This window comes from Streptomyces rectiverticillatus (genome assembly GCF_013394065.1).
Lineage (GTDB): Bacteria > Actinomycetota > Actinomycetes > Streptomycetales > Streptomycetaceae > Streptomyces > Streptomyces rectiverticillatus.
This window is the reverse complement of the sequence record NZ_CP040752.1, coordinates 2,318,388-2,337,879: the sequence shown is the minus strand read 5'-3', so window position 1 is coordinate 2,337,879 and position 19,492 is coordinate 2,318,388. Positions and strand designations below refer to the sequence as shown.

The following is a 19,492-nucleotide window of genomic DNA, read 5'->3' as shown; positions in this document are numbered from 1 at the left end:
GAGGCTCACCTCACGGCCGCCCCGCGGCAGTTGAGCGGGAATGTGCAACAAAAGGGGTGGGTTCTCATGGCGGTCTGGGACAGGTTCTTCAGCAACTGGGGGCGCGCGGCCGCGCAGCAGCTCGACTTCGGGGGTGCCCACGGCGCCGTCCAGCTGACCAAACGTCATCCCTCGTTCTCGCTCAGCAAGCATGGAGCGGTCACCGGCAATCTCCGGGTCAACCTCTCCTGGCGGATGCGTACCTCGGACTTCGGCGACCGGCCCGGCGGCATCCAGGGTCTGCGGCACCCCATGCGGAAGTTCCGGCCCGAGATGGTGCAGGCGCAGGGCCCGGCCATGGTGAACGTCGACCTCGACCTCGCCTGCATGTACGAGCTCCAGGACGGCGCCAAAGGCGTGGTGCAGCCCCTCGGCAACATACTGGGCAGCATCAACAGCCCGCCGTACGTCCAGCTGAGCGGCGACGACAGGTTCGGCTCCGGGTCCGGCGAGACGATCTACGTCAACATGGACCACCGCGCCGAGATCAAGCGACTGCTGATCTTCGTCTACATCTACGACGGCACTCCGGCGTTCGATCGTACGCACGCCACGGTGACGCTCTACCCGGGCAACGGCCCCCGGATCGAGATCGCCCTCGAGGAGCGCGCACCGGAGGCGCGGTCGTGCGCCGTGGTGATGCTGGAGAACGTCAAGGGCGAGATCATCCTGCGGCGCGAGATGAAGTACGTGTACGGCTTCCAGGCGGAGCTGGACCGGTTGTACGGGTGGGGATTGCAGTGGGGGAGGGGGTACAAGACGAAGGTGTGAGCGCGCCTTCGCGGGGCGGGGGCCGCCGCGCCGATGCGGGTGCCCCCGCGCCCATACGAAGGCGGTCACTCCAAATCTTTAGCCGTCCGGCGCTTGAGGACCGGGGTCCGGGGCAGAGCCCCGGGACGGTGCTGCGGGCAGCGTTTCACTGCGGCCGACGGCTCCCCGCGGCCGACGGCCCCCCGCGGTCAGCGGTTCGGCAGGAACTGCGGGCCCTGCGGCGGCAGCCGGAAGGACGGGTCCGGCACCGGCCGGTACGGCGGCGGATACCCGTAGGACGGCGCGCCCGCCGAGGGCGCGGGCTGCTGCGGGTAGCCGTAGGCTGGCTGCGGGGGCGGCACCGGTGCCGGGGCCGCCGGGGCCGCCGGCGGCATTGCGGGTGGCGGCGGATATCCGTACCCCGGCTGCGGCTGCGGCTGCGGCTGTGCCTGCGGCGCCGGCTCAGGCGTGCGCTCCGGCTCGGGCGCGGGGGCGGGCGTGGGCGCGGGCGCCGGTGCGGGCGTCGGTCCGCCCGTCGGTGCGGGCGCCGGAGCCCCCTCGGGCGCCCCCGTGAGCACTCCGGCGGGCGCCTGGCCCGTGTCGCCCCCCGTCTCCTCGGATTCGTCGACCGAGATCCCGAACTCCGTGGCCAGTCCGACCAGTCCCGACGCGTAGCCCTGCCCCAGCGCCCGGAACTTCCAGCCCTCCCCGCGCCGGTAGAGCTCCCCGCAGATCATCGCGGTCTCGGAGCCCGTCTCCGGCTGGACCTCGAACAGCGCGAGCGGCTCCCCGGACTGCCCCGGGGGCACCGCCGCCGCGTCGTAGACCAGGACGCACAGGTCCCGGACCCGGCCGAAGTCGCCGCCGTCCGCCGAGGCGGCCAGCACGACCCGCTGCACCGACGGCTCCAGCGCGCTCAGGTCGGTCTCGATCGCGTCCGTCAAGCCTTCGACCAGCCGTTTCTTGGGCAGGTGGCGGACGGCGCCGGAGGGGTGGCGGGGCTGGTTGTAGAAGACGAAGTCCTCGTCCGAGCGGACGCGGCCCTCCTCGCCCACGAGCAGGGCGGAGGCATCCACGTCCGGGACGCCCGGGCCGGGGGTCCAGCGCAGTACGGCCCGCACGGTGCGGGCGTCCAGCGGGATGTTCGACCCCTTCAGCATGGCGTGCGTCATGTCCGCAATCCTGCCCTCCCACGGCTGCGGGGGACAACGCAGGGGGCGGCGGCGGTGGCGACGATCACGAAACCGGCACACGGCGCCCCCGCCGGCTCCCCGTGCCGCCACTTCGGGGACCCATACGGGGCCCCAGATTTTCATGCACTTGGGGAACTCTTGACCCGTCGCCGGACGTACGATAATCGGCCACACTTCTGCCCGGACGAGCCGGTGGGAGGTCGTGGCACACGGGAGAGTAATGAGGCATTTCGAACACCTTGCGCCCTCAGTGCGGAATGGTCTGTTCCACCGGGAGCCGGTCGCCTTCGACGCCGGCTCTCCGGCCCGTACGCTCTCCGTCGCCCTCGGCGCCACGCTCTACAGCCCCGGCACGCGCCCGGCCCTGGCGGCGGACATCGCCAAGCAGGCCGGGCGCGGCGTCGTGTCCATGGTGCTCTGCCTGGAGGACTCCATAGGCGACCACGACGTCGTCGCCGCCGAGGAGAACCTCGTCCGGCAGTTCACCGCGATGGACGCGGCCGGCGGCCCGGTGCCCCTGCTCTTCATCCGCGTGCGCGAGCCCGCCCAGATCACCGACCTCGTGCGGCGGCTCGGCCCCGCCGTCCGGCTGCTCTCCGGCTTCGTCCTGCCGAAGTTCACCGAGGAGCGGGGCGTGCCCTTCCTGGAGGCGCTCGCCGGGGCCGAAGCGGAGTGCGGGCAGCGGCTCTTCGCCATGCCCGTCCTCGAATCGCCCGAGCTGCTCCACCTGGAGACGCGGCGCGAGGCCCTCGCCGGGATCGCCCGCACCGTCGAGAAGTACCGCGACCGGGTGCTCGCCCTGCGGCTCGGCGTCACCGACTTCTGCTCCGCGTACGGGCTGCGCCGAGCGCCCGACATGACCGCGTACGACGTCCAGCTCGTCGCCTCGGTGATCGCCGACGTCGTGAACGTGCTCGGGCGGGCCGACGGCAGCGGGTTCACCGTCACCGGCCCGGTGTGGGAGTACTTCAGACAGCACGAGCGGATGTTCAAGCCGCAGCTGCGGCGCACGCCCTTCGCCGGGCCCGCGGAGGAGCTGCGCACCGCCCTCATCCAGCACGACATGGACGGGCTCCTGCGCGAGATCCAGCTCGACCGGGCGAACGGGCTCCAGGGCAAGACCTGCATCCATCCATCGCACGTCGCGCCCGTTCACGCCCTGTCCGTCGTCAGCCATGAAGAGTTCAGCGACGCGCAGGACATCCTGCGGCCGGAGCAGGACGGCGGCGGCGTCCTGCGGTCCGCCTACACGAACAAGATGAACGAAGTGAAGCCGCACCGGGCCTGGGCCGAGCGGATCATGCTGCGCGCCGAGGTGTTCGGCGTCGCGCGGGAGGACGTGAGCTTTGTGGAGCTGCTGGCGGCGAGCGTGGGGGCAGGGGCGTGAGCGCGGTGTGGTCCGGGCAGTGGGTCGCCGACCGGCTCGGAGTCTCCCTGGACGGTGACGCGCAGCTGCCGGGGCTCCTGGGGCTCGCGCTGCGGAGGAATCCCAAGCGGGCGCATCTGCTCGTGTCGAACGTCCTGGGCAAGCACGTGCCGGCGCCGCCGGCGGCGGTGTACGAGTCCGGAGCCGGGCTCGGGCGGCGGGTGCGGGCGCTGCTGGGCGACGCGGAGGCTGCGCGGGCCGTCGTCCTGGGGTACGCGGAGACCGCTACGGGGCTGGGGCACGCCGTCGCCGACGGGCTGGGGCTCGCTCCGTACCTGCACTCGACGCGGCGGGCTGTGGCAGGGGTCGCGCCGGTCGGTGGCTTCGAGGAGGAGCACAGTCACGCCACGTCGCACCTGCTGCTGCCGGAGGATGCGGGGTTCTTCGCCGGGGACGGGCCGCTCGTGCTCGTGGACGACGAGTTCTCCACGGGGCGGACGGTTCTGAACACGATCGCGGCCTTGCACGCGCGGTTCCCGCGGGCGCGGTATGTGGTGGTTGCGCTGGTCGATATGCGGTCGGTGGAGGACCGGGCCCGGCTGGAGGCCTTTGCTGAGGGGCTGGGTGCTCGGGTGGATCTGGTTGCTCTGGCGTCGGGGGCGGTGCGGTTGCCGGAGGGCGTGCTGGAGCGGGGGCAGGCGCTGGTGGCGGAGCGGGAGGCGGCTGCGTCTGCGGGTGCGTCCGGGGTCCGGTGGCGGGGGCTCCGGGGTGGGGGTCCGGGGCCGTATATTTACGGGCCCGTGCCCGGCGACGCAGCGGAGCCCTCGTCCTCGTCGGGCCCGCAAATACACGTCAGCGCCCCGGACCCCCACCCCTGCGCCCCCACCACCTCCCGCCGGACCGACGGCGCGGCGTGGCCGACCCGCGTGGACCTCCAGTGGCCGGCCGGGGTTCCGGACGGCGGACGCCACGGCTTCACCCCGCAGCACAGGGCCCTGCTGGAAGCTGCGTTGCCCGGGATGGCGGATGAGCTCGCCAAGGCTGTGGGCAATCGTCCCGCTGGGCGGGACGGGTGGGCACAGCCGGACCCGCAGGCGGCGACGGCGATTACGCCCCCACGGCGGGAGACCGCACCGACCCGCATCCTCGTCCTCGGCAACGAAGAGCTGATGTACGCACCCCTGCGCCTCGCCGGGGCGCTGGACGACGCCCTCGACGGGGCGGACGTCTTCTTTTCGACGACCACTCGGTCGCCGGTGCTGCCCGTGGACGACCCGGGCTACGCGATCCGTTCGCGGATCACCTTCCCGGCGCACGACGCCCCTGATGACGGCCCGGGCGACCGCTACGCGTACAACGTGGCGGGCGCCGGCTTCGACGCGGTCGTGGTCGTGGCCGACTCCCGCGGTGACACCGCCGGACTCCACGCCCCGGGCGGCCTGCTCGACGCGGTCGCCCCGCACACCGGTCAGGTGCTGCTGGCCGTCATTCCCTCCTACGTTCCCGAGGTCTCCATGCCCGAACCGCTCAGAGGCCCCGCCTTCTCCTCCTACGAGCCGGAGGACGTCGGCTGGCTCCTCCAGGACCTCTCCGGTGTCGAGCTGGAGGCGCCCACCGAGGAGCGTGAGGAGGCCATCCAGAGTGGCGGTGCGCATTACGCCGAGTCGCTGCCCGTCGAGTACCAGCCGAGCGAGCAGTATCAGGCGCTCTTCCACGCGGCCCTGGAGACGTCGGCGCGGCGCATGGCCCGTGCCGTGGGGGCCGTCACCGAGACCGTGCTCGCCGAGCGGTCGCCGCGGCCGGTGCTCGTTTCGCTGGCCCGGGCCGGGACGCCCGTGGGGGTGCTGATGCGCCGCTGGGCGCGGCACGCGCACGGTCTGGACCTGCCGCACTACGCCGTCTCCATCGTGCGGGGCCGCGGCATCGACCGTGTCGCCCTGCGCTGGCTGGCCGAGCACCACGACCCCCGTGACGTCGTCTTCGTGGACGGGTGGACGGGCAAGGGCGCCATCACCCGCGAACTGGCGGCGGCCCTGGAGGAGTTCGACGGGTTCGACCCGCGGATCGCCGTGCTGGCCGATCCGGGGCAGTGCGTGGACACCTACGGCACGCGGGATGATTTCCTGATTCCGTCCGCTTGCCTCAACTCCACTGTATCGGGGCTGATTTCGCGTACGGTGCTGCGTTCCGACCTGGTGGGGCCGGAGGACTTCCACGGCGCGAAGTTCTACCGTGAGCTTGCCGGGGCCGATGTGTCCCGGGCGTTCGTCGACGCCGTCACCGCCCGCTTCGGCGAGGTGGAGGAGGACGTGGCGCGGGACGCCAAGGAGCTGGCCGCCGCCGACCGGACGCCCACCTGGGCCGGCTGGGCCGCCGTGGAGCGGATCAGCGAGGAGTACGGCATCCACGACGTCAACCTCGTCAAGCCGGGGGTGGGGGAGACCACCCGCGTGCTGCTGCGCCGCGTCCCGTGGAAGATCCTCGCCCAGCGCGGGACCGGAGAGGACCTGGCTCACGTGCGGCTGCTCGCCGAGCAGCGGGGCGTGCCCGTGGAGGAGGTGGACGGGCTGCCGTACAGCTGCGTCGGCCTCATCCACCCCCGCTACACCCGCGGCGCGACCGGCGCCGACGGCAAGGCGGTGACGGGCAAGTGACCCTCGTCGTCGCCAGTGATCTCGACCGCACCCTCATCTATTCGGCCGCGGCGCTCGATCTCGCCGGGCCCGACGCCTCGGCGCCCCGGCTGCTGTGCGTCGAGGTCTACGACCGCAAGCCGCTGTCGTACATGACCGAGGCCGCGGCCGCCGTGCTGGCGGAGCTGACCGCCTCCGCCGTGTTCGTGCCCACGACCACCCGGACGCGCGAGCAGTACGGGCGGATCAGCCTGCCCGGCCGGCCCCCCGCGTACGCGATCTGCGCCAACGGCGGCGAGCTGCTCGTCGGCGGCGAGTCCGACCGCGGCTGGAGGGCGAGTGTGGAGCGGCGGATCGCCGCCGACTGCGCCACGCTGGGTGAGGTGCGCGAGCATCTGGTGCGGACCGCCGATCCGGCGTGGCTGCTCAAGGAGCGCACTGCCGAGGACCTGTTCGCCTATCTGGTGGTGGATCGTTCCCTGCTGCCCGGCGAGTGGGTCGCGGAGCTCGCCGAGTGGGCCGGCGCCCGCGGCTGGAGCGTGTCCCTGCAGGGCCGCAAGCTCTACGCCGTGCCCCGGCCGCTCACCAAGAGCGCCGCGGTCGCCGAGGTCGCGCGGCGCACGGGCGCGTCCGAGGTGCTGGCCGCGGGGGACTCCCTGCTCGACGCCGACCTGCTGCTGGCGGCCGGCCGCGGCTGGCGGCCCGGCCACGGCGAGCTCGCCGACTCCGGCTGGTCCGCCCCGCACGTCACGGCCCTTCAGACGCGCGGCGTCGCCGCGGGCGAGGAGATCCTGCGGGCTTTCACGGGCGCGGCGGCGTAGGCTCGTTCGCGGTTTTGCGGCAAGTCGTCGGCGAGTCGAGGAGAACCCCCGTGGCAGAGTTCAAAGGCACTCCCATCACGCCCGAGCTGCACGCGTACGTGCTCGCTCACAATCCCCCGCTCGACCCCGTGCAGCAGGGGCTCGTGGAGACCACGCAGCGGGCCCTGCCCCGCCACGCGATCAAGCAGATCGCGCAGGAGCAGGGGCCGCTGCTCGCCTTCCTCGTCCGGCTGACGGGCGCCCGGCACATCGTGGAGGTCGGCACCTTCACCGGGCTGTCCGCGCTCTCCATGGCCCAGGCGCTGCCCGAGGGCGGCAGGCTCGTCGCCCTGGACATCTCCGAGGAGTGGACGGCCTACGCGCGGCAGGCGTGGGAGCAGGCGGGCGTCGACGGCCGCATCGACCTGCGCATCGCGCCCGCGCTGGACTCCCTGCGGGCCATGCCCGAAGAGCCCCACGTCGACCTCGCGTTCATCGACGCCGACAAGGACAACTACATCAACTACTGGGAGGAGCTCGTCCCGCGGATGCGCCCGGGCGGGCTGATCGTGGTCGACAACGTGCTGATGATGGGGTCCGTCCTCGACCCGGGGAACCACCCCATGGGGGCCGCCGTGCGGCAGTTCAACACGCACGTGGCCGCCGACAAGCGCATGGAGTCCGTGATGATCACGGTGGCCGACGGGCTGACGCTCGCGCGGCGCGTGGGCTCCTAGCCGCCGGGCGCGCTAGGAGCAGCAGCCGCCTCCGCAGCAGCCTCCGCCGCCGCCCTGCGGGGCGGGCGCGGAGGAGGAGCCGCCGCCCGTGACGGACACGGCGGACAGCAGCTTCACCGTGTCCTCGTGCCCCACGGGGCACGTGGCGGGGGCGGCCGACTCGGCCATGGGCCGGCTGAGCTCGAAGGTGTCTCCACAGGCGCGGCAGCGGTATTCGTAACGAGGCATGCGGGCAGCATACGGTCACCCCGCCGAGGCGGCCCCCCGCTCCCCGCGGATCCCCTGGACGACCTCCGCCACGACCCCCCGTACCGCCTCCGTCTCGGTCAGGAAGTGCCACCAGTCCGGATGGCGCCCCTCCAGCCCCGCCACCGCCCGCTCCAGGCGCTCCACGGCCTCGTCCAGCGGCCGCGCGTGCCGCGGGTCGGGTGTGCTGCGCCCTTCCATCGCGAGCCGCTGGGCGTCGCGGATCGCGAAGCGGGTGCGCTCGACCTCGCCCTGGTGGTCGAAGGAGACCTCGTCCAGCCGCCGCAGCCGGTCCCCGGCGGCGGAGACGGACTCGTCCGTCGTGCTCAGCACGGCCCGCACGGTCGACAGCAGGGCCAGCGCGTCCGGCCACCGCTGCTCGTCCCGCGCCCGGCGGGCCTCGGCGAGCTTCTCCTCGGCCTGGGCGACGGCCCGCTGCGCCTCCTCGGGCACCTGCTGGAGGTCCTGCCAGCAGGCGGCGCTGTAGCGGCGGCGCAGTTCGCTGAGGACGGGCTCGACGCCCGCGGCACGGGTCGTCAGAGCTTGGGCACGCGTCCGCAGGGACACCAGCCGCTTGTCGATCTCGGCGACCTTCGCCGGCAGCGCTTCGGCCTCGCCGCGCACGGCCACGGCCTCGTGCAGGACCCTTTCCGCACGCTGGAGGGTCTCCTGTACGCCGTGCTGCCCGGCGCCCTGGTTGAGCCGGGTGAGCTCGGGGAAGAGGGCGGCGAGGCGCGCGGCGAGGCCGTCGGCCTTCAGGCCGGTCTCCCGGACGGCGTCGAGGGCCTGCGTGGCGGCGAGGAGGCCCTGGCGGGCCCGCTCCACGGCGGGTGCGAGCCGGGCGAGCTGCGTCTCGGCGGCGGCCAGCAGCGGGCCGAGGCCCTGCCCGAAGCGCTCCAGGCCGGCCTTGGCGCGCAGCAGCTCGTCCTTGGCGGCCGTGAGGTCGGCGCGGGCCCGTGCGGCGGCGCCGGAGTCGAGGTCCTCGCGGTCGATGTCGTGGGAGTCGACGGCGGAGATGTAGGCGTGGGAGACCTCGTCGATGCGCTGCCCGAGGGCGGCGAAGTCGGCTTCGGCCTTGCGGGCGGCGGGCGAGGAGTCCACCGCCGTGATCGTCTCGATGGAGATCCGCAGCTCGCGCTGGGCGGTGTCGAGCTCGTAGAAGGCGGCTGCGGCGGCGTCCTTCGCGGCCTGGGCCTCGGCCCGCTGGCCTTCGCCCCGGCCCCGGCCCCAGCGGCGCGTGCCGCCGCCGGCGAACGCCGCGGGCGCGGCGGTGACGGCGGCCGCGGCGAGCAGGGGGACGGGCAGCAGCGCGAGGGCGAGGGTCTCCCGGGCGGCGGCCGTGAGGGCTCTGACAGCCCGGAAGCGGCGGTGTGCCGGTCGTACGGACTGCGCGAAGGTCGCCGTCACTTGCCCTCTCCCGATGGATCGCCCCTGGCCCGGATGCCATTCTCCCACCCGGTAAGGACGAACACACAGGACGGATGGTTCGCGCTACTGCGCTGTACGGATCTTCAGCTCGCCGTTGCCGGTGCGGGCCGAGACGACGTGCTTGCTGTTGTCGTCGCGGGGCACGTCCACGTGCTCTTGGCCGTTGCGGCTGCGCGCGTCGACCCGGTAGGCGGCGCGGGGCAGGTCGAGGGTGAGGGCGCCGTTGCCGCTCTTGGCCTCCACCCGGTCCGGGACCCGGCCGAGGGTGAGGTGCACCGCGCCGTTGTCCGAGCCGGCCTTCACCCGGGTCGAGGTGGTGCCGGTGGTGCGCACGGTGCCGTTGGAGCTGAAGAGGTCGAGGGCTCCACTGCTGTCGGCGACCGCCACGGCGCCGTTGCCGGCGGTGATCTTGAGGTCGGTGTCGAAGCCGCGGGTCCTGACCGAGCCGTTGCCGCTCTGCACGGTCACCTTCACCCCGCGCGGCACCTCGATCTTGTGCCGGGCCTCACAGTCCACGCTCAGCCCGCTGCACTGCTGCTTCAGCTTCAGCACGGAGCCGTCCAGCGCCCAGGTGACCTTGGCGGTCCCGCCCAGGGTCCACCCCGAGAACCAGCGCGTGACCTCCACGTCCTTGACCTCGGCGGGCGCGATCTCCAGGGCCGAGTTGTCGGACTCGACGGTCAGCTCCTTGCCGGCCAGGGCGAACGCCTTGGTCTCGGGCTTCGCCTCACTCGCGTCGGCGCTCCCGCAGCCGGCCAGGGCCGCCCCGGCGGCCAGCACGCCGGCCGCGACGAGAGAGATGCGGGCGGCGGAACGGGCGCGGGAGCGCGGCTTCATCGGAACTCCGGAGTGCGGGTCGGCGGGGTGCTGCGTACCGGGCAAGCGTAGGAGCGGATCTCGCACGGGCGCGATGAAGCCTCCTACCGGAGCTGGGTGAAGCCTGCTACCGGACCGGGGGTGGGGGTAACCCCCGCACGCGCCCCGCCGCCCTCACATTTGCGGGGACCCGGGCGGTGCCATGTAGGCTGTCACCTCGTGCCGGGGCGCATAGCTCAGCGGTAGAGCGCTGCTCTTACAAAGCAGATGTCGGCGGTTCAAATCCGTCTGTGCCCACTCTTCATTCCTGCGGTTTCCGCTCCGGCGGTTCTCCGTGCAGCCGCGCCGCCTGTGCGTCGTAGCCTCTCAGGACCTCCTGCAACCGCTTCAGCGCCTCCTCGCCGATTTCCGGGGGAGCGGACTCGGTCACATAGCGGGCCGCGGCGATCAGCGCCGCGAACTCGTACACGTGCGAGGTCACCCGCAGAACGCCCGGCCGGGCCCACTCGAGCTGCATCGGTCGGTCCTTCTCCGTCTCCGTCGGTGCTTTCTCCGTCCATCAGCCCTGCGAGCTGAGGTATCCCTTGATCTGGCCGAGTTCCTGGGCGAAGTCGTCGTAGTCCTCGCGCATGCCGTTGAGGTAGGCGCTCCAGCCGAGGCTGTGCTTCGCGTAGTGCACCGCTTCCTGGATCTCCTCCTCCGAGGCGCCGAAGATCCTGGCCGCTTCGGTGTGGAAGAGCGTGCAGTACCGGCACTTGGTCTCGGAGTGCAGGGCGATTCCCATGAGCTCCTTGTACTTGTTCGGAATGAGGGTTTCGCCGAGTTCGAGCTTCTTGAAGAGTTCCCATTCGTATTCGAGCAGGTCGTCGGGGATGCCGCTGAAGAAGTGCGGGATGAGCCCCAGCGCTTCCTTGATCTCCGACTCGACTTCGCTGCGGCTGCGTGCTCCCATGGCAGCCACCCCTTTCATCGGGATGAGCAGCTGTCCTCTTTATTACGATAGATCCGTCATGCTCGGGTGTCGCGGGCGCGGGCCCGCCCCTGCGCCGCTTACGCCGCCGGCAGCGTGCCGCCGTTGCGGTGCAGCCACGACCGGTAGGCCGGGTGGGCGTAGGCCAGGGACCGGTAGGCGTCCTCCAGGTCGCCGAAGACGGCTTCGGCTTCCGGGAGGGAGAGGGCGCCGGGGCGGGTGGCCAGGGAGAGTTCGGCGGTGAGCGGGTCGCCGTAGAGGGGGCGGAGGACCGTGCCCGGCGTGGCCTCCGCGGTGGGCTGGCAGGCGCGTACGGCCTCGCCCGAGGCGACGAGGTCCGCGGCCGTGGCGGCGTCGCGCACGTGCATCAGGCGCGGGTCGGTGCCGGCCGCGGTGAAGGCCCGCTGCAGGGCCGACCACTCGTGGTCGGCGGCGGGGTCCACGATCCAGGCGTCGTCGGCGAGTTCGGCGATCCCCACCACGGGGCGGCCGGCCGCCGGATGTGCGGCGGACAGGGCGACGAACCTCGGTTCCCGTGCTATCAGGACCCGTTGCTCGACGCCCGGTGGTATGTGCAAAGGGAAACCCTCGGCCTCGTGGACGAAGGCGACGTCGAGCTGGTTGGTCGCGAGCAGCTGCAGCAACGTGCCCGCGGAGACCTCTATGTGCACGGTGACGTCCGTGTCGGGCAGCCGGGCGTGCAGCCGCCGCAGCCATCCGGCGACCACGCGGCCGCCGATGCTGCCGATCCGCAGCCGGGCCCCGCCCGCGCCCGCCGCCGCGTCGCGCGCCGCCGCCATCAGGGCGGTCATCTCGGCGATGATGGGCCGCGCCCGGGAGAGCACCGAGTGGCCGAGGGGCGTGGGGCGGCTGCCCGTCTGGCCGCGGGTGAACAGCAGGCCCCCGACGGCCCCTTCGATACGGCGGAGCTGGGTGGTGAGCGAGGGCTGCGTCATGCCCAGTTGCAGCGCGGCCTTCCGCACACTTCCCGCATCCGCAATGGCGCAAAGCGCGCGGAGGTGCCTGACCTCGAGCTCCACGGGGGGAGCATAACTGCGCCTCGCATGTCACACCAGGCACATGCCGGGGCAGGGTAGGTGATTGCACGGTGCTATGGCCAGTTGGCATCATCCGCACCGCTGATAACTCGTCACAGACTCTGCGGGACCAGCAGTTCACCCGACGGACATCCGGCCGGCGTTCCCACCACGCCCCCGGACGTCCTCGGCACGAATGGAGTCCCCCACATGAAACGCTCCACGATGGTGCTGTCGGCGGCGATCGGCCTCGGGCTCTCGGCGGCGATGACGGCGGTCCCCGCGTCCGCCTCCGCCCCGTCGGCCACGGGATCGCAGACGGTGCAGACCGTGCAGTCGTCCTACGCCGGCTCGTCGGCCGAAGAGGCCGGCAACAAGGCGTTCTTCGACGCGGTGATGAAGTCGGCGCAGGCCAAGGCCGCGAAGTCGCCGGGCCTCCGGGCCGTCACGGTCACCTACGACGCCAGCAGAGCGCCCAGCTTCGCCTCCCAGATAGCGGCCAGCGCCCAGATCTGGAACAGCTCCGTGCGCAACGTCCAGCTGCGTGCGGGCAGCAATGCCGACTTCAGCTACTACGAGGGCAACGACTCCCGCGGCTCGTACGCGAGCACCGACGGCCACGGGCGCGGCTACATCTTCCTCGACTACCGGCAGAACCAGCAGTACAACTCCACGCGCGTCACCGCGCACGAGACCGGTCACGTCCTCGGGCTGCCGGACCACTACTCCGGTCCGTGCAGCGAGCTGATGTCGGGCGGCGGCCCCGGCCCGTCCTGTCAGAACACCCGCCCGAACAGCGCCGAGAGCAACCGGGTCAACCAGCTCTGGGCCAACGGCCTGTCGGCCTTCAAGAAGGACGACAAGGGAGTGTTCACCACGGCTCGATGAGCTCCACGCTCACCCGGCAGGGTCCTGCCCGTCCGGCGGCCCGGTTCCCTCGCGGAGCCGGGCCGCCGCCCGTCTCCGGGCCCGTGCGGCCCATACTGGAACCGATGACACACGTGCCCCCCGGACTCACCTACCCGGAGGCCGGCGCCACCGCCCGCCGGCCGCTCCCCGCCGGCTACTACCACCTCCGTGAGGTCGGCTACCTGGGCCGCGGCCGCCCCGTCTTCGAGGCCGCGGCCGACGCGCTGCTCTCCTGGCGCATGCACCGCGCCGCCGGCGTCCGCATCCCCGCCGGTACCCTCCCGGCCGCCCCCGGCGTCACCGTGGACCTCTCCCTCGGCCTCGGCCCGCTGCGCGCCTCGGGGTCCTGCGCGGTCGTCTGGGCCGTGCGGGAGGAGCGCCGCGCGGGCTTCGCCTACGGCACGCTGCCGGGCCATCCCGAGTGCGGAGAGGAGTCCTTCGTCGTCACCCTCGACGGCGCGGAGGACGTACGCCTGGCCGTGACCGCGTTCAGCCGTCCGGCGCGCTGGTTCACCCGGGCCGCCGGGCCGCTGGTGCCGGCCTTCCAGCGCAGGTACGCGCGCCACTGCGCGCGGGTGCTGCGTGCGGAGACCGCCCGCGCGGCGAAGTGACGGAGACCACCCGCCGGGCGACGTAGAAGGGCGGACGGCCGGGCGTACGCACGCTCGTGCGACCGCGGAATCCCATCGTCCATCCGTCACCTACCGGACGTACGGTCGATGCCGTAGCTACGCCTGTTGCGCCTCGCGCGCCCCGGGGCGCTTCACGACGTACGCGGCGCCCGCGCCTGCGGCGAAGAGGGCGAAGAAGGAGACGGCCGTGCCGATCCAGCCGGCGCCGAGCCACTGGCCGCCGAAGTAGCCGAGGCTCACGCTGTACGCGGCCCAGGTCAGACCGGCCAGGGCGGACCACGGGAGGAACTCGGCGGCCCGGCGGTGCATCACACCGGCGCCGAGGCTGACGACCGACCGGCCGGCCGGTGCGAAGCGGGCGACGACCACCAGGGGGCCGCCGCCGCGCAGCAGCGCCGTGCCGAGCTTGGCCTGCGCGGCGGTCAGCCGGCGCGAGCGGGCGATGGCCCGGTCGAAGCGGTCGCCGCCGCGCCAGGCGAGCCGGTAGGCGACCATGTCGCCCATGACGGACGCGGTCGCGGCACACATGACCAGCGGCAGCATCTCGGAGAAGCCGGCGTGGCCGTGGGCCGCGCCGCCGACGGCGTCGGCCGCGGTGCCCGCGGCGGCGGTCGCCGCCGTGATCACCAGGACGCCGCTGGGGAGGACCGGGAGGAAGACGTCGAGCAGTACGGAGATCCCGACGATCACGTAGATCCATGGGGTGTCGGCCAACGCCCCCAGCTTCTCCAGCACGTCCTGATCTCCCGGTACGGTCCCCCGCCGCGACGTCGCAGGGGAGCGGCAGGGGCGGCCTTCACAACCGCACAGCGTACGCCTGGGGCGCGTGTGACGTGTGAGCGGGGGTGGTGATGTTGTACGCATCACGGTACGGATTACGACATCGATGACGCCGGGTCACGCACCGGGCGGGTCCGGGCGGGTCCGGGAGCGGTCCGGACCCGCTCCGCGGCTCAGTCGCGGCGGGAGAAGAGCCGGTCCAGGGACAGCGCGCCCGGGCCGGTGAAGACCAGGAGCAGGAAGGCCCAGCAGAACATCGCGGAGGCCTCGCCGCCGTTCTGGATCGGCCACAGCGCCATGCTCTGGTGCACGTCGAAGTACGCATACGCCATGGAGCCGGAGGCGATCAGGGCCCCGGTGCGGGTGCCCACGCCGAGCAGGACGAGCGCGCCGGCGACGAGCTGGATGACGGCCGCGTACCAGCCCGGCCAGGTGCCGGCCTCGATGGTGCCGCCGTTGCTGCCGGCCGCCCCGCCGAGGACGCCGAAGAGGGAGGCGGCGCCGTGGCAGGCGAAGAGCAGGCCGACCACGATCCGGAAGGCGGACAGGACGTACGGGCGGGCCGCGTCGAGCTGCTGCGCCAGGGCCGGGGCCGTGTCCGCGGAGGTTCTCGCGGGGGCGGCGGGCGCCGGGGCGGAGGGGGAGGGGGCGGTGGGCGTGGGGGGCATGACGGGGGGCTCCTCGTATCGGGGACAGGGAACGATGAGGGAACCAGGTTAGGTACCCCTAATCGATACTTGCAAGTTCAAGTTCTTGATTCATTGTGCCGGACTCCGCTCCGAAACGCGTGGGGACCGATTGCCGCCTGCATGACAGTGGGGCGGTCCGGATGGATATCCATCCGGACCGCCCCACGGTGCGAAGGCTGGGGGAAGGGCCGCCTCAGCAGCCGTTGAGGACCGCCGCCAGCTTCTCCTTCTCGGCGGAGTCGACGGTCAGCTTGTAGTGGTGCTTCACCGTGACCCACATCCGCGCGTACGTGCAGGCGTAGGAGTTCAGCGGCGGCATCCACTGCGCCGGGTCCTTGTCGCCCTTCGCCTGGTTGACGCGGTCCGTCACGGCGATCAGCTGCGGCCGGGTCAGGTCGTTGGCGAACGCCTGGCGCTGCGCCGTGGTCCAGGTGTTCGCCCCCGAGCGCCAGGCCTGGGCGAGCGGAACGATGTGGTCGATGTCGATGTCCTGGGCGTCGTGCCAGGTGGCGCCGTCGTAAGGGGAGGCCCAGGTGCCGGAGACGGCGGCGCACTTGCCGTCCTGCTGCACGTCCTCGCCGTCGCGCTTGAGGACGACCTCGCGGGTGTTGCACTGCCCGGACTGGGTGCTCCAGTGCGGGAACTTCGTCCGGCTGTAGCCGTCCATGGAGCCCTCGGCGCTCACCTTCAGCTCGCCGAGGTAGCCCCGGACGGTCGCGGCGTCCGGCGGGGTGGGCGGCGCGGCGTGGGCCGTGCCCCCGCCGAGGGTGAGCGAGCCGGTCAGCGCGGCGAGGCCGCACGCCACGGCGGCGCGACGCGCGTAGAGACCGCGCGCGGCGGAGGGGGTGCGTATTGCGGACATGGGAACTCCCTGTGATGTGGGGGGACTTGGGCCGTCGGGAGCGGCCAGGATCGCGGCGTCCGGTTTCCGGGGGGTGGTCGCCAGGTAACAGGGTGACGACGCGACCATGACAAGGCAAGAGCCCTTTCACGTGACCTTGGCCGCGCCAGGCCCCGCCGTGCGGCGCTTTTCTGACACGCCGCCATGCGACCGTCGGTAACCGGTCGTTCGGGCCGCCTAGGGTGGGCCGCGTGCTCGCCGCTGCAGCGCTGCTGCCCGTCAACGCCACGCTCGCCGTGGTGCTCGCCGTCCTGCTCATGGCCGCGGTGGCCGTCGCAGCCGTCGCCCGGCTCGCCGACGGGCGGGGCCGCGGGCACGCCCGCTCGATCGCCGTCGCCGGGGTGCGGGCGGCCGCCCAGCTGGCCGCGGTCTCCGCCGTCATCGGCTGGGTGGTCCGCGCGGTGCCGCTCCTCCTGTGCTTCGTCGGGCTGATGTTCGCCGTCGCGGTGCGGACCGCCGGGCGGCGCATCACCGACAACCGCACCTGGTGGTGGGCCGCGGTGCCGATCGGCGCGGCGGTGCTGCCGGTCGTCGCCCTGCTGCTGCTCACCGGGCTCGTGCCGCTCAAGGGCATCGCCCTGATCCCGGTCACCGGGATCCTCATCGGCGGCGGGCTCACGGCGACGGTCCTCGGCGGCCGGCGCGCCCTCGACGAGCTGCACACGCGGTACGGCGAGGTGGAGGCCGGCCTGGCGCTCGGCATGGCCGACCGTGACGCCCGCCTGGAGATCGCCCGCCCGGCCGCGTCCGACGCCCTGCTGCCGGGCCTCGACCAGACCCGCACCGTGGGTCTGGTCACACTGCCCGGCGCGTTCGTGGGCATGCTGCTCGGCGGCGAGTCACCGCTGCTCGCGGGCGCGGTGCAGCTGTTCGTCCTGGTCGCGCTGCTGGCCGTGCAGGCGGTGGCCGTGGCGCTCGTCCTGGAGCTGGTGGCGCGGGGGCTGCTCCACCGCGACGAGGCCTCGGGCCGGGAGCCGGCCACCGGCCCGAGGCGGCTCGCCCGCCGGTCGCGTACCCTGAACGGAGCAGAAGGGGAGTAGCTCTTCGCCGGACCGTCGACATACTGCCGAGCTCGCCTCGGCCGGCGCCCGGAGGCAGGCGTCCGCGCCCGCCAGCGAGACCTTCGGCCGCAGTGTCCACGACGCTGCCGTGCCGAAGCGACCCCTCGACAGGCTCAGGTCCCCTCGGTGCAGCAGCACCCACCGACTGAGGGAATGCCTTCGTGATCAGCTTCACCGTCGCCGCCCTGGCCTTCGGCGTCGTCTTCCTCGCCGAACTGCCCGACAAGACCGCCCTGGCCGGCCTCATGCTCGGCACCCGCTACCGCGCGAGCTACGTCTTCGCCGGGGTCGCCGCAGCCTTCGCCGTGCACGTCGCGCTCGCCGTGGCCGCCGGGAGCGTCCTGACGCTGCTGCCGCACCGCCTCGTCCAGTGCGTGGTCGGCCTGCTGTTCCTCGCGGGCGCGGTCATGCTGCTGTTCAAGAAGGACGAGGGCGACGAGGAGTTGCGCAAGCCCGCCGACCAGTCCTTCTGGAAGGTCTCGGGGGCCGGCTTCATGCTGATCCTCGTCGCCGAGTTCGGCGACCTCACCCAGATCATGACCGCCAACCTCGCCGCCCGCTACGACGATCCGCTGTCGGTGGGCCTGGGCGCCGTGCTGGCCCTGTGGGCCGTCGCGGGCCTGGGCATCGTCGGCGGCCGCACCCTGATGAAGTACGTGCCGCTGGCGCTGATCACCAAGGTGGCGGCCGTGGTGATGCTGGGACTCGCGGGCTTCAGCCTGTACGAGTCGGTCGCGGGCTAGCCGCCACCGCGTCGCCGGTCACCCGTCGAGCAGATTGGTGATCAGCTTCCGCAGCCGCCCCTCCCGTACGGTCTGCACGCCGTGGACGAGCTGCGCCCCGTAGACGACGGCCGTGCCGGCGGGCGGGGCGCTGGTCCAGCGGGTGCGCGGGATGGCGTCCAGCTCGGCGAGGGCCTCCGGTCCCGCGTCGTGGGAGATCTCGCGGGTGAACCGGGTGCCGGGGGCGAAGGCGCTGTCCGGGCCGGCGGTGCGGTCGGTCCACAGGGCGCCGGAGGAGCAGGTGTCGACGAAGAACTCGCCGCCGCGCTCCGCCTCCTGGAGGTGGAACGCCACCCGGGCGACCCGCTGCGGCCCGCTGCCGAGGTCGCTCACGCCGTGGACGTGCGGGTCGATGCGGTCGCCCGGCCCGAGGTCGTGGTAGTCCCACGGCGTGGCCGCGGCGACGGAGGGGAAGACCCGCCGGACGGCCGGCAGGGCCCGCTCGAAGGCGGTCGCCAGGATGTCCTGGACCGGCCCGGGCGGCACCATGCCGTCGCTCGCCCGCGCAGGGGTCCAGCCGGTCGTGGCGAGGTGCTCGTCCAGCAGCTTGCGGAGCTCGGCCGTCTCGTCGGGGGTGAGGAAGCCCTCGATGGTGTGCACGGCCAGCGTCTCGGTCATGTGGATCATGCGGCAGCTCACTCCTGTTCACGGCGGGCGTGGGGGTGTGATGCGTTGCAGCCGTAGTCCAGCCGAGGAGGGGGCGCCGTGCCTAGGGCATTTGGAGCCATGCCCGGGGGCGCTTGTCAGGGCGCCCGGGCGTCCGGGCGCCGGGCGTCCGGACCAGCACGTACGGGGCCGTGGAAGCGGCCGGTGACGCCTACGCCTGCCGGCCGACTCGCAGGAGGACCGCGCCGTCCTCCGACGCCTCGATCCGTACCTGCGTCAGGTCCGCCACCGCCACGTCCGGGTTGTGGGCCGCCGCGCGCGGGCCGACGCCCACCACGCGCATGCCCGCCGCCTTGCCGGCCGCGATGCCCGCCTCGGAGTCCTCGAAGACGATGCAGTCCGCGGGGGCGAAGCCCAGGGCCGCGGCGCCCTTGAGGAAGCCCTCCGGGTCCGGCTTGCTCGCGCCGACGGACTCCGCGGTCACGCGGACCTCCGGCATGGGCAGGCCCGCCGCGCCCATGCGGGCCTCGGCCAGAGCACGGTCGGCGGAGGTGACCAGGGCGTGCGGGAGGGAGGCGAGGGCGGCCATGAAGGCCGGGGCGCCGGCGACCGGGACGACGCCGTCGACGTCGGCGGTCTCGGCGGCCAGCATCCGGCGGTTGTCGGCGTGGTTCTGCTCCATCGGGCGGTCCGGGAGCAGCACGGCCATCGTGGCGTAGCCCTGGCGGCCGTGGACGACCTTCATCACGGCGTCACCGTCGAGCCCGTGCTCGGCGGCCCACTCGCGCCAGCAGCGCTCCACGACGGCGTCGGAGTTGACGATCGTCCCGTCCATGTCCAGGAGCAGGGCGCGGGCGGTCAGCGTGGTCGTGGTGGGGGCGTAGGCCTGCATCGACGGCTCCAGGGCGCGGGAGTAAGGCAAGGCGGTCCCGCCCGCCGGTCAGGGAATACGGGCGGGACCACTTTGTTTCCTAACGATACAAAAAGTCCCGCCCGGAAAGCCAATGGCCTACCCCGGCGGGCCGGACGGGGTGATCCGGACCACCATGGAAGAGCGTTTCGCGCGCGAGACGAGTGGCGCGCGAGACGAGTAGCGAGGGAAGCACCCCGTAGTTCC

At 73.0% G+C, this 19,492-nt stretch carries 21 protein-coding genes and 1 tRNA gene; 10 read left to right on the top strand and 12 right to left on the bottom strand.

The genetic code is table 11. From position 1 onward, the window contains the following. The first annotated feature begins 66 nt into the window (after nt 1-66). Nucleotides 67-810, top strand: coding sequence for a TerD family protein (locus FGW37_RS09995; protein ID WP_179080745.1), 744 nt, complete (start codon nt 67-69; stop codon nt 808-810). Nucleotides 811-998: 188 nt separating this feature from the next. On the opposite strand, the gene FGW37_RS09990 is transcribed toward FGW37_RS09995, so the two are convergent. Continuing rightward, complete coding sequence (locus FGW37_RS09990; protein WP_179080744.1) at nt 999-1,961, bottom strand: TerD family protein; 963 nt, start codon at nt 1,959-1,961, stop codon at nt 999-1,001. A gap of 241 nt (nt 1,962-2,202) precedes the next feature. Here FGW37_RS09990 and FGW37_RS09985 point away from each other — a divergent pair, with 241 nt between their 5' ends. From FGW37_RS09985 to FGW37_RS09970, 4 genes are read left to right on the top strand one after another with little or no spacing between them, the layout of a single operon-like run. Further along, the gene (locus tag FGW37_RS09985; RefSeq protein ID WP_179080743.1) at nt 2,203-3,369 is read left to right on the top strand and encodes an HpcH/HpaI aldolase/citrate lyase family protein; all 1,167 of its coding nucleotides are present in this window, start codon (nt 2,203-2,205) and stop codon (nt 3,367-3,369) included. Then, on the top strand, nt 3,366-6,002 hold the full coding sequence (locus FGW37_RS09980; RefSeq protein WP_179080742.1) for a phosphoribosyltransferase: 2,637 nt from the start codon (nt 3,366-3,368) through the stop codon (nt 6,000-6,002). The genes FGW37_RS09985 and FGW37_RS09980 overlap by 4 nt, the downstream gene beginning before the upstream one ends. Continuing rightward, nucleotides 5,999-6,802 (top strand): HAD family hydrolase, encoded by an 804-nt coding sequence (locus tag FGW37_RS09975; protein ID WP_179080741.1) that lies wholly within the window; start codon nt 5,999-6,001, stop codon nt 6,800-6,802. The genes FGW37_RS09980 and FGW37_RS09975 overlap by 4 nt, the downstream gene beginning before the upstream one ends. A 50-nt stretch (nt 6,803-6,852) precedes the next feature. Further along, entirely contained in the window at nt 6,853-7,518 is a 666-nt protein-coding gene (locus tag FGW37_RS09970) for an O-methyltransferase (protein WP_179080740.1), read from the top strand. A 12-nt stretch (nt 7,519-7,530) separates the two neighbouring features. On the opposite strand, the gene FGW37_RS09965 is transcribed toward FGW37_RS09970, so the two are convergent. The 3 genes from FGW37_RS09965 to FGW37_RS09955 form a co-directional block, all read right to left on the bottom strand. Continuing rightward, nucleotides 7,531-7,746, bottom strand: coding sequence for an FmdB family zinc ribbon protein (locus FGW37_RS09965; RefSeq protein WP_179080739.1), 216 nt, complete (start codon nt 7,744-7,746; stop codon nt 7,531-7,533). Nucleotides 7,747-7,761: 15 nt separating this feature from the next. After that, nucleotides 7,762-9,171 (bottom strand): coiled-coil domain-containing protein, encoded by a 1,410-nt coding sequence (locus tag FGW37_RS09960; protein WP_179080738.1) that lies wholly within the window; start codon nt 9,169-9,171, stop codon nt 7,762-7,764. A gap of 84 nt (nt 9,172-9,255) precedes the next feature. Next, nucleotides 9,256-10,074: a DUF4097 family beta strand repeat-containing protein gene (locus FGW37_RS09955; protein ID WP_246430338.1), complete on the bottom strand. Its 819-nt coding sequence runs from the start codon at nt 10,072-10,074 to the stop codon at nt 9,256-9,258. A 159-nt stretch (nt 10,075-10,233) separates the two neighbouring features. Here FGW37_RS09955 and FGW37_RS09950 point away from each other — a divergent pair. Further along, nucleotides 10,234-10,305: transfer RNA gene (locus tag FGW37_RS09950), tRNA-Val, on the top strand. Between the two features lie 4 nt (nt 10,306-10,309). On the opposite strand, the gene FGW37_RS09945 is transcribed toward FGW37_RS09950, so the two are convergent. From FGW37_RS09945 to FGW37_RS09935, 3 genes are all read right to left on the bottom strand, one after another. Further along, entirely contained in the window at nt 10,310-10,525 is a 216-nt protein-coding gene (locus tag FGW37_RS09945) for a hypothetical protein (RefSeq protein ID WP_179080737.1), read from the bottom strand. A gap of 42 nt (nt 10,526-10,567) precedes the next feature. After that, on the bottom strand, nt 10,568-10,960 hold the full coding sequence (locus FGW37_RS09940; RefSeq protein ID WP_179080736.1) for a carboxymuconolactone decarboxylase family protein: 393 nt from the start codon (nt 10,958-10,960) through the stop codon (nt 10,568-10,570). A 98-nt stretch (nt 10,961-11,058) separates the two neighbouring features. After that, the gene (locus tag FGW37_RS09935) at nt 11,059-11,961 is read right to left on the bottom strand and encodes a LysR family transcriptional regulator (RefSeq protein ID WP_246430337.1); all 903 of its coding nucleotides are present in this window, start codon (nt 11,959-11,961) and stop codon (nt 11,059-11,061) included. A gap of 264 nt (nt 11,962-12,225) precedes the next feature. On the opposite strand from FGW37_RS09935, the gene snpA reads away from it, so the two are divergent. Continuing rightward, nucleotides 12,226-12,903 (top strand): snapalysin, encoded by a 678-nt coding sequence (gene snpA, locus FGW37_RS09930; protein WP_179080734.1) that lies wholly within the window; start codon nt 12,226-12,228, stop codon nt 12,901-12,903. Nucleotides 12,904-13,007: 104 nt separating this feature from the next. Beyond that, a complete protein-coding gene (locus tag FGW37_RS09925; protein WP_179080733.1) occupies nt 13,008-13,535 on the top strand; it encodes a DUF1990 domain-containing protein in 528 nt (175 codons plus the stop codon). Nucleotides 13,536-13,652: 117 nt separating this feature from the next. Here the strand turns inward: FGW37_RS09925 and FGW37_RS09920 are convergent, their stop codons facing one another. The 3 genes from FGW37_RS09920 to FGW37_RS09910 form a co-directional block, all read right to left on the bottom strand. Continuing rightward, nucleotides 13,653-14,291 carry a DedA family protein gene (locus FGW37_RS09920; protein WP_179080732.1) on the bottom strand — a complete coding sequence of 213 codons (639 nt, stop codon included), beginning with the start codon at nt 14,289-14,291 and terminating at the stop codon, nt 13,653-13,655. 218 nt (nt 14,292-14,509) lie between these two features. Further along, complete coding sequence (locus FGW37_RS09915) at nt 14,510-15,004, bottom strand: DoxX family protein (RefSeq protein WP_425506503.1); 495 nt, start codon at nt 15,002-15,004, stop codon at nt 14,510-14,512. 214 nt (nt 15,005-15,218) lie between these two features. Continuing rightward, a complete protein-coding gene (locus FGW37_RS09910) occupies nt 15,219-15,887 on the bottom strand; it encodes an HNH endonuclease family protein (RefSeq protein WP_179080731.1) in 669 nt (222 codons plus the stop codon). Between the two features lie 296 nt (nt 15,888-16,183). Between FGW37_RS09910 and FGW37_RS09905 the strand changes: the two genes are divergently transcribed. Both FGW37_RS09905 and FGW37_RS09900 read left to right on the top strand, forming a co-directional pair. Then, complete coding sequence (locus tag FGW37_RS09905) at nt 16,184-16,966, top strand: ABC transporter permease (protein ID WP_179084612.1); 783 nt, start codon at nt 16,184-16,186, stop codon at nt 16,964-16,966. A gap of 182 nt (nt 16,967-17,148) precedes the next feature. Continuing rightward, the gene (locus tag FGW37_RS09900; protein ID WP_179080730.1) at nt 17,149-17,730 is read left to right on the top strand and encodes a TMEM165/GDT1 family protein; all 582 of its coding nucleotides are present in this window, start codon (nt 17,149-17,151) and stop codon (nt 17,728-17,730) included. A gap of 18 nt (nt 17,731-17,748) precedes the next feature. Here FGW37_RS09900 and FGW37_RS09895 read toward each other — a convergent pair whose 3' ends face one another. Both FGW37_RS09895 and FGW37_RS09890 read right to left on the bottom strand, forming a co-directional pair. Then, complete coding sequence (locus FGW37_RS09895) at nt 17,749-18,396, bottom strand: hypothetical protein (protein WP_179080729.1); 648 nt, start codon at nt 18,394-18,396, stop codon at nt 17,749-17,751. A gap of 190 nt (nt 18,397-18,586) precedes the next feature. Continuing rightward, complete coding sequence (locus FGW37_RS09890; RefSeq protein WP_179084611.1) at nt 18,587-19,267, bottom strand: HAD-IA family hydrolase; 681 nt, start codon at nt 19,265-19,267, stop codon at nt 18,587-18,589. Nucleotides 19,268-19,492: the final 225 nt, after the last annotated feature.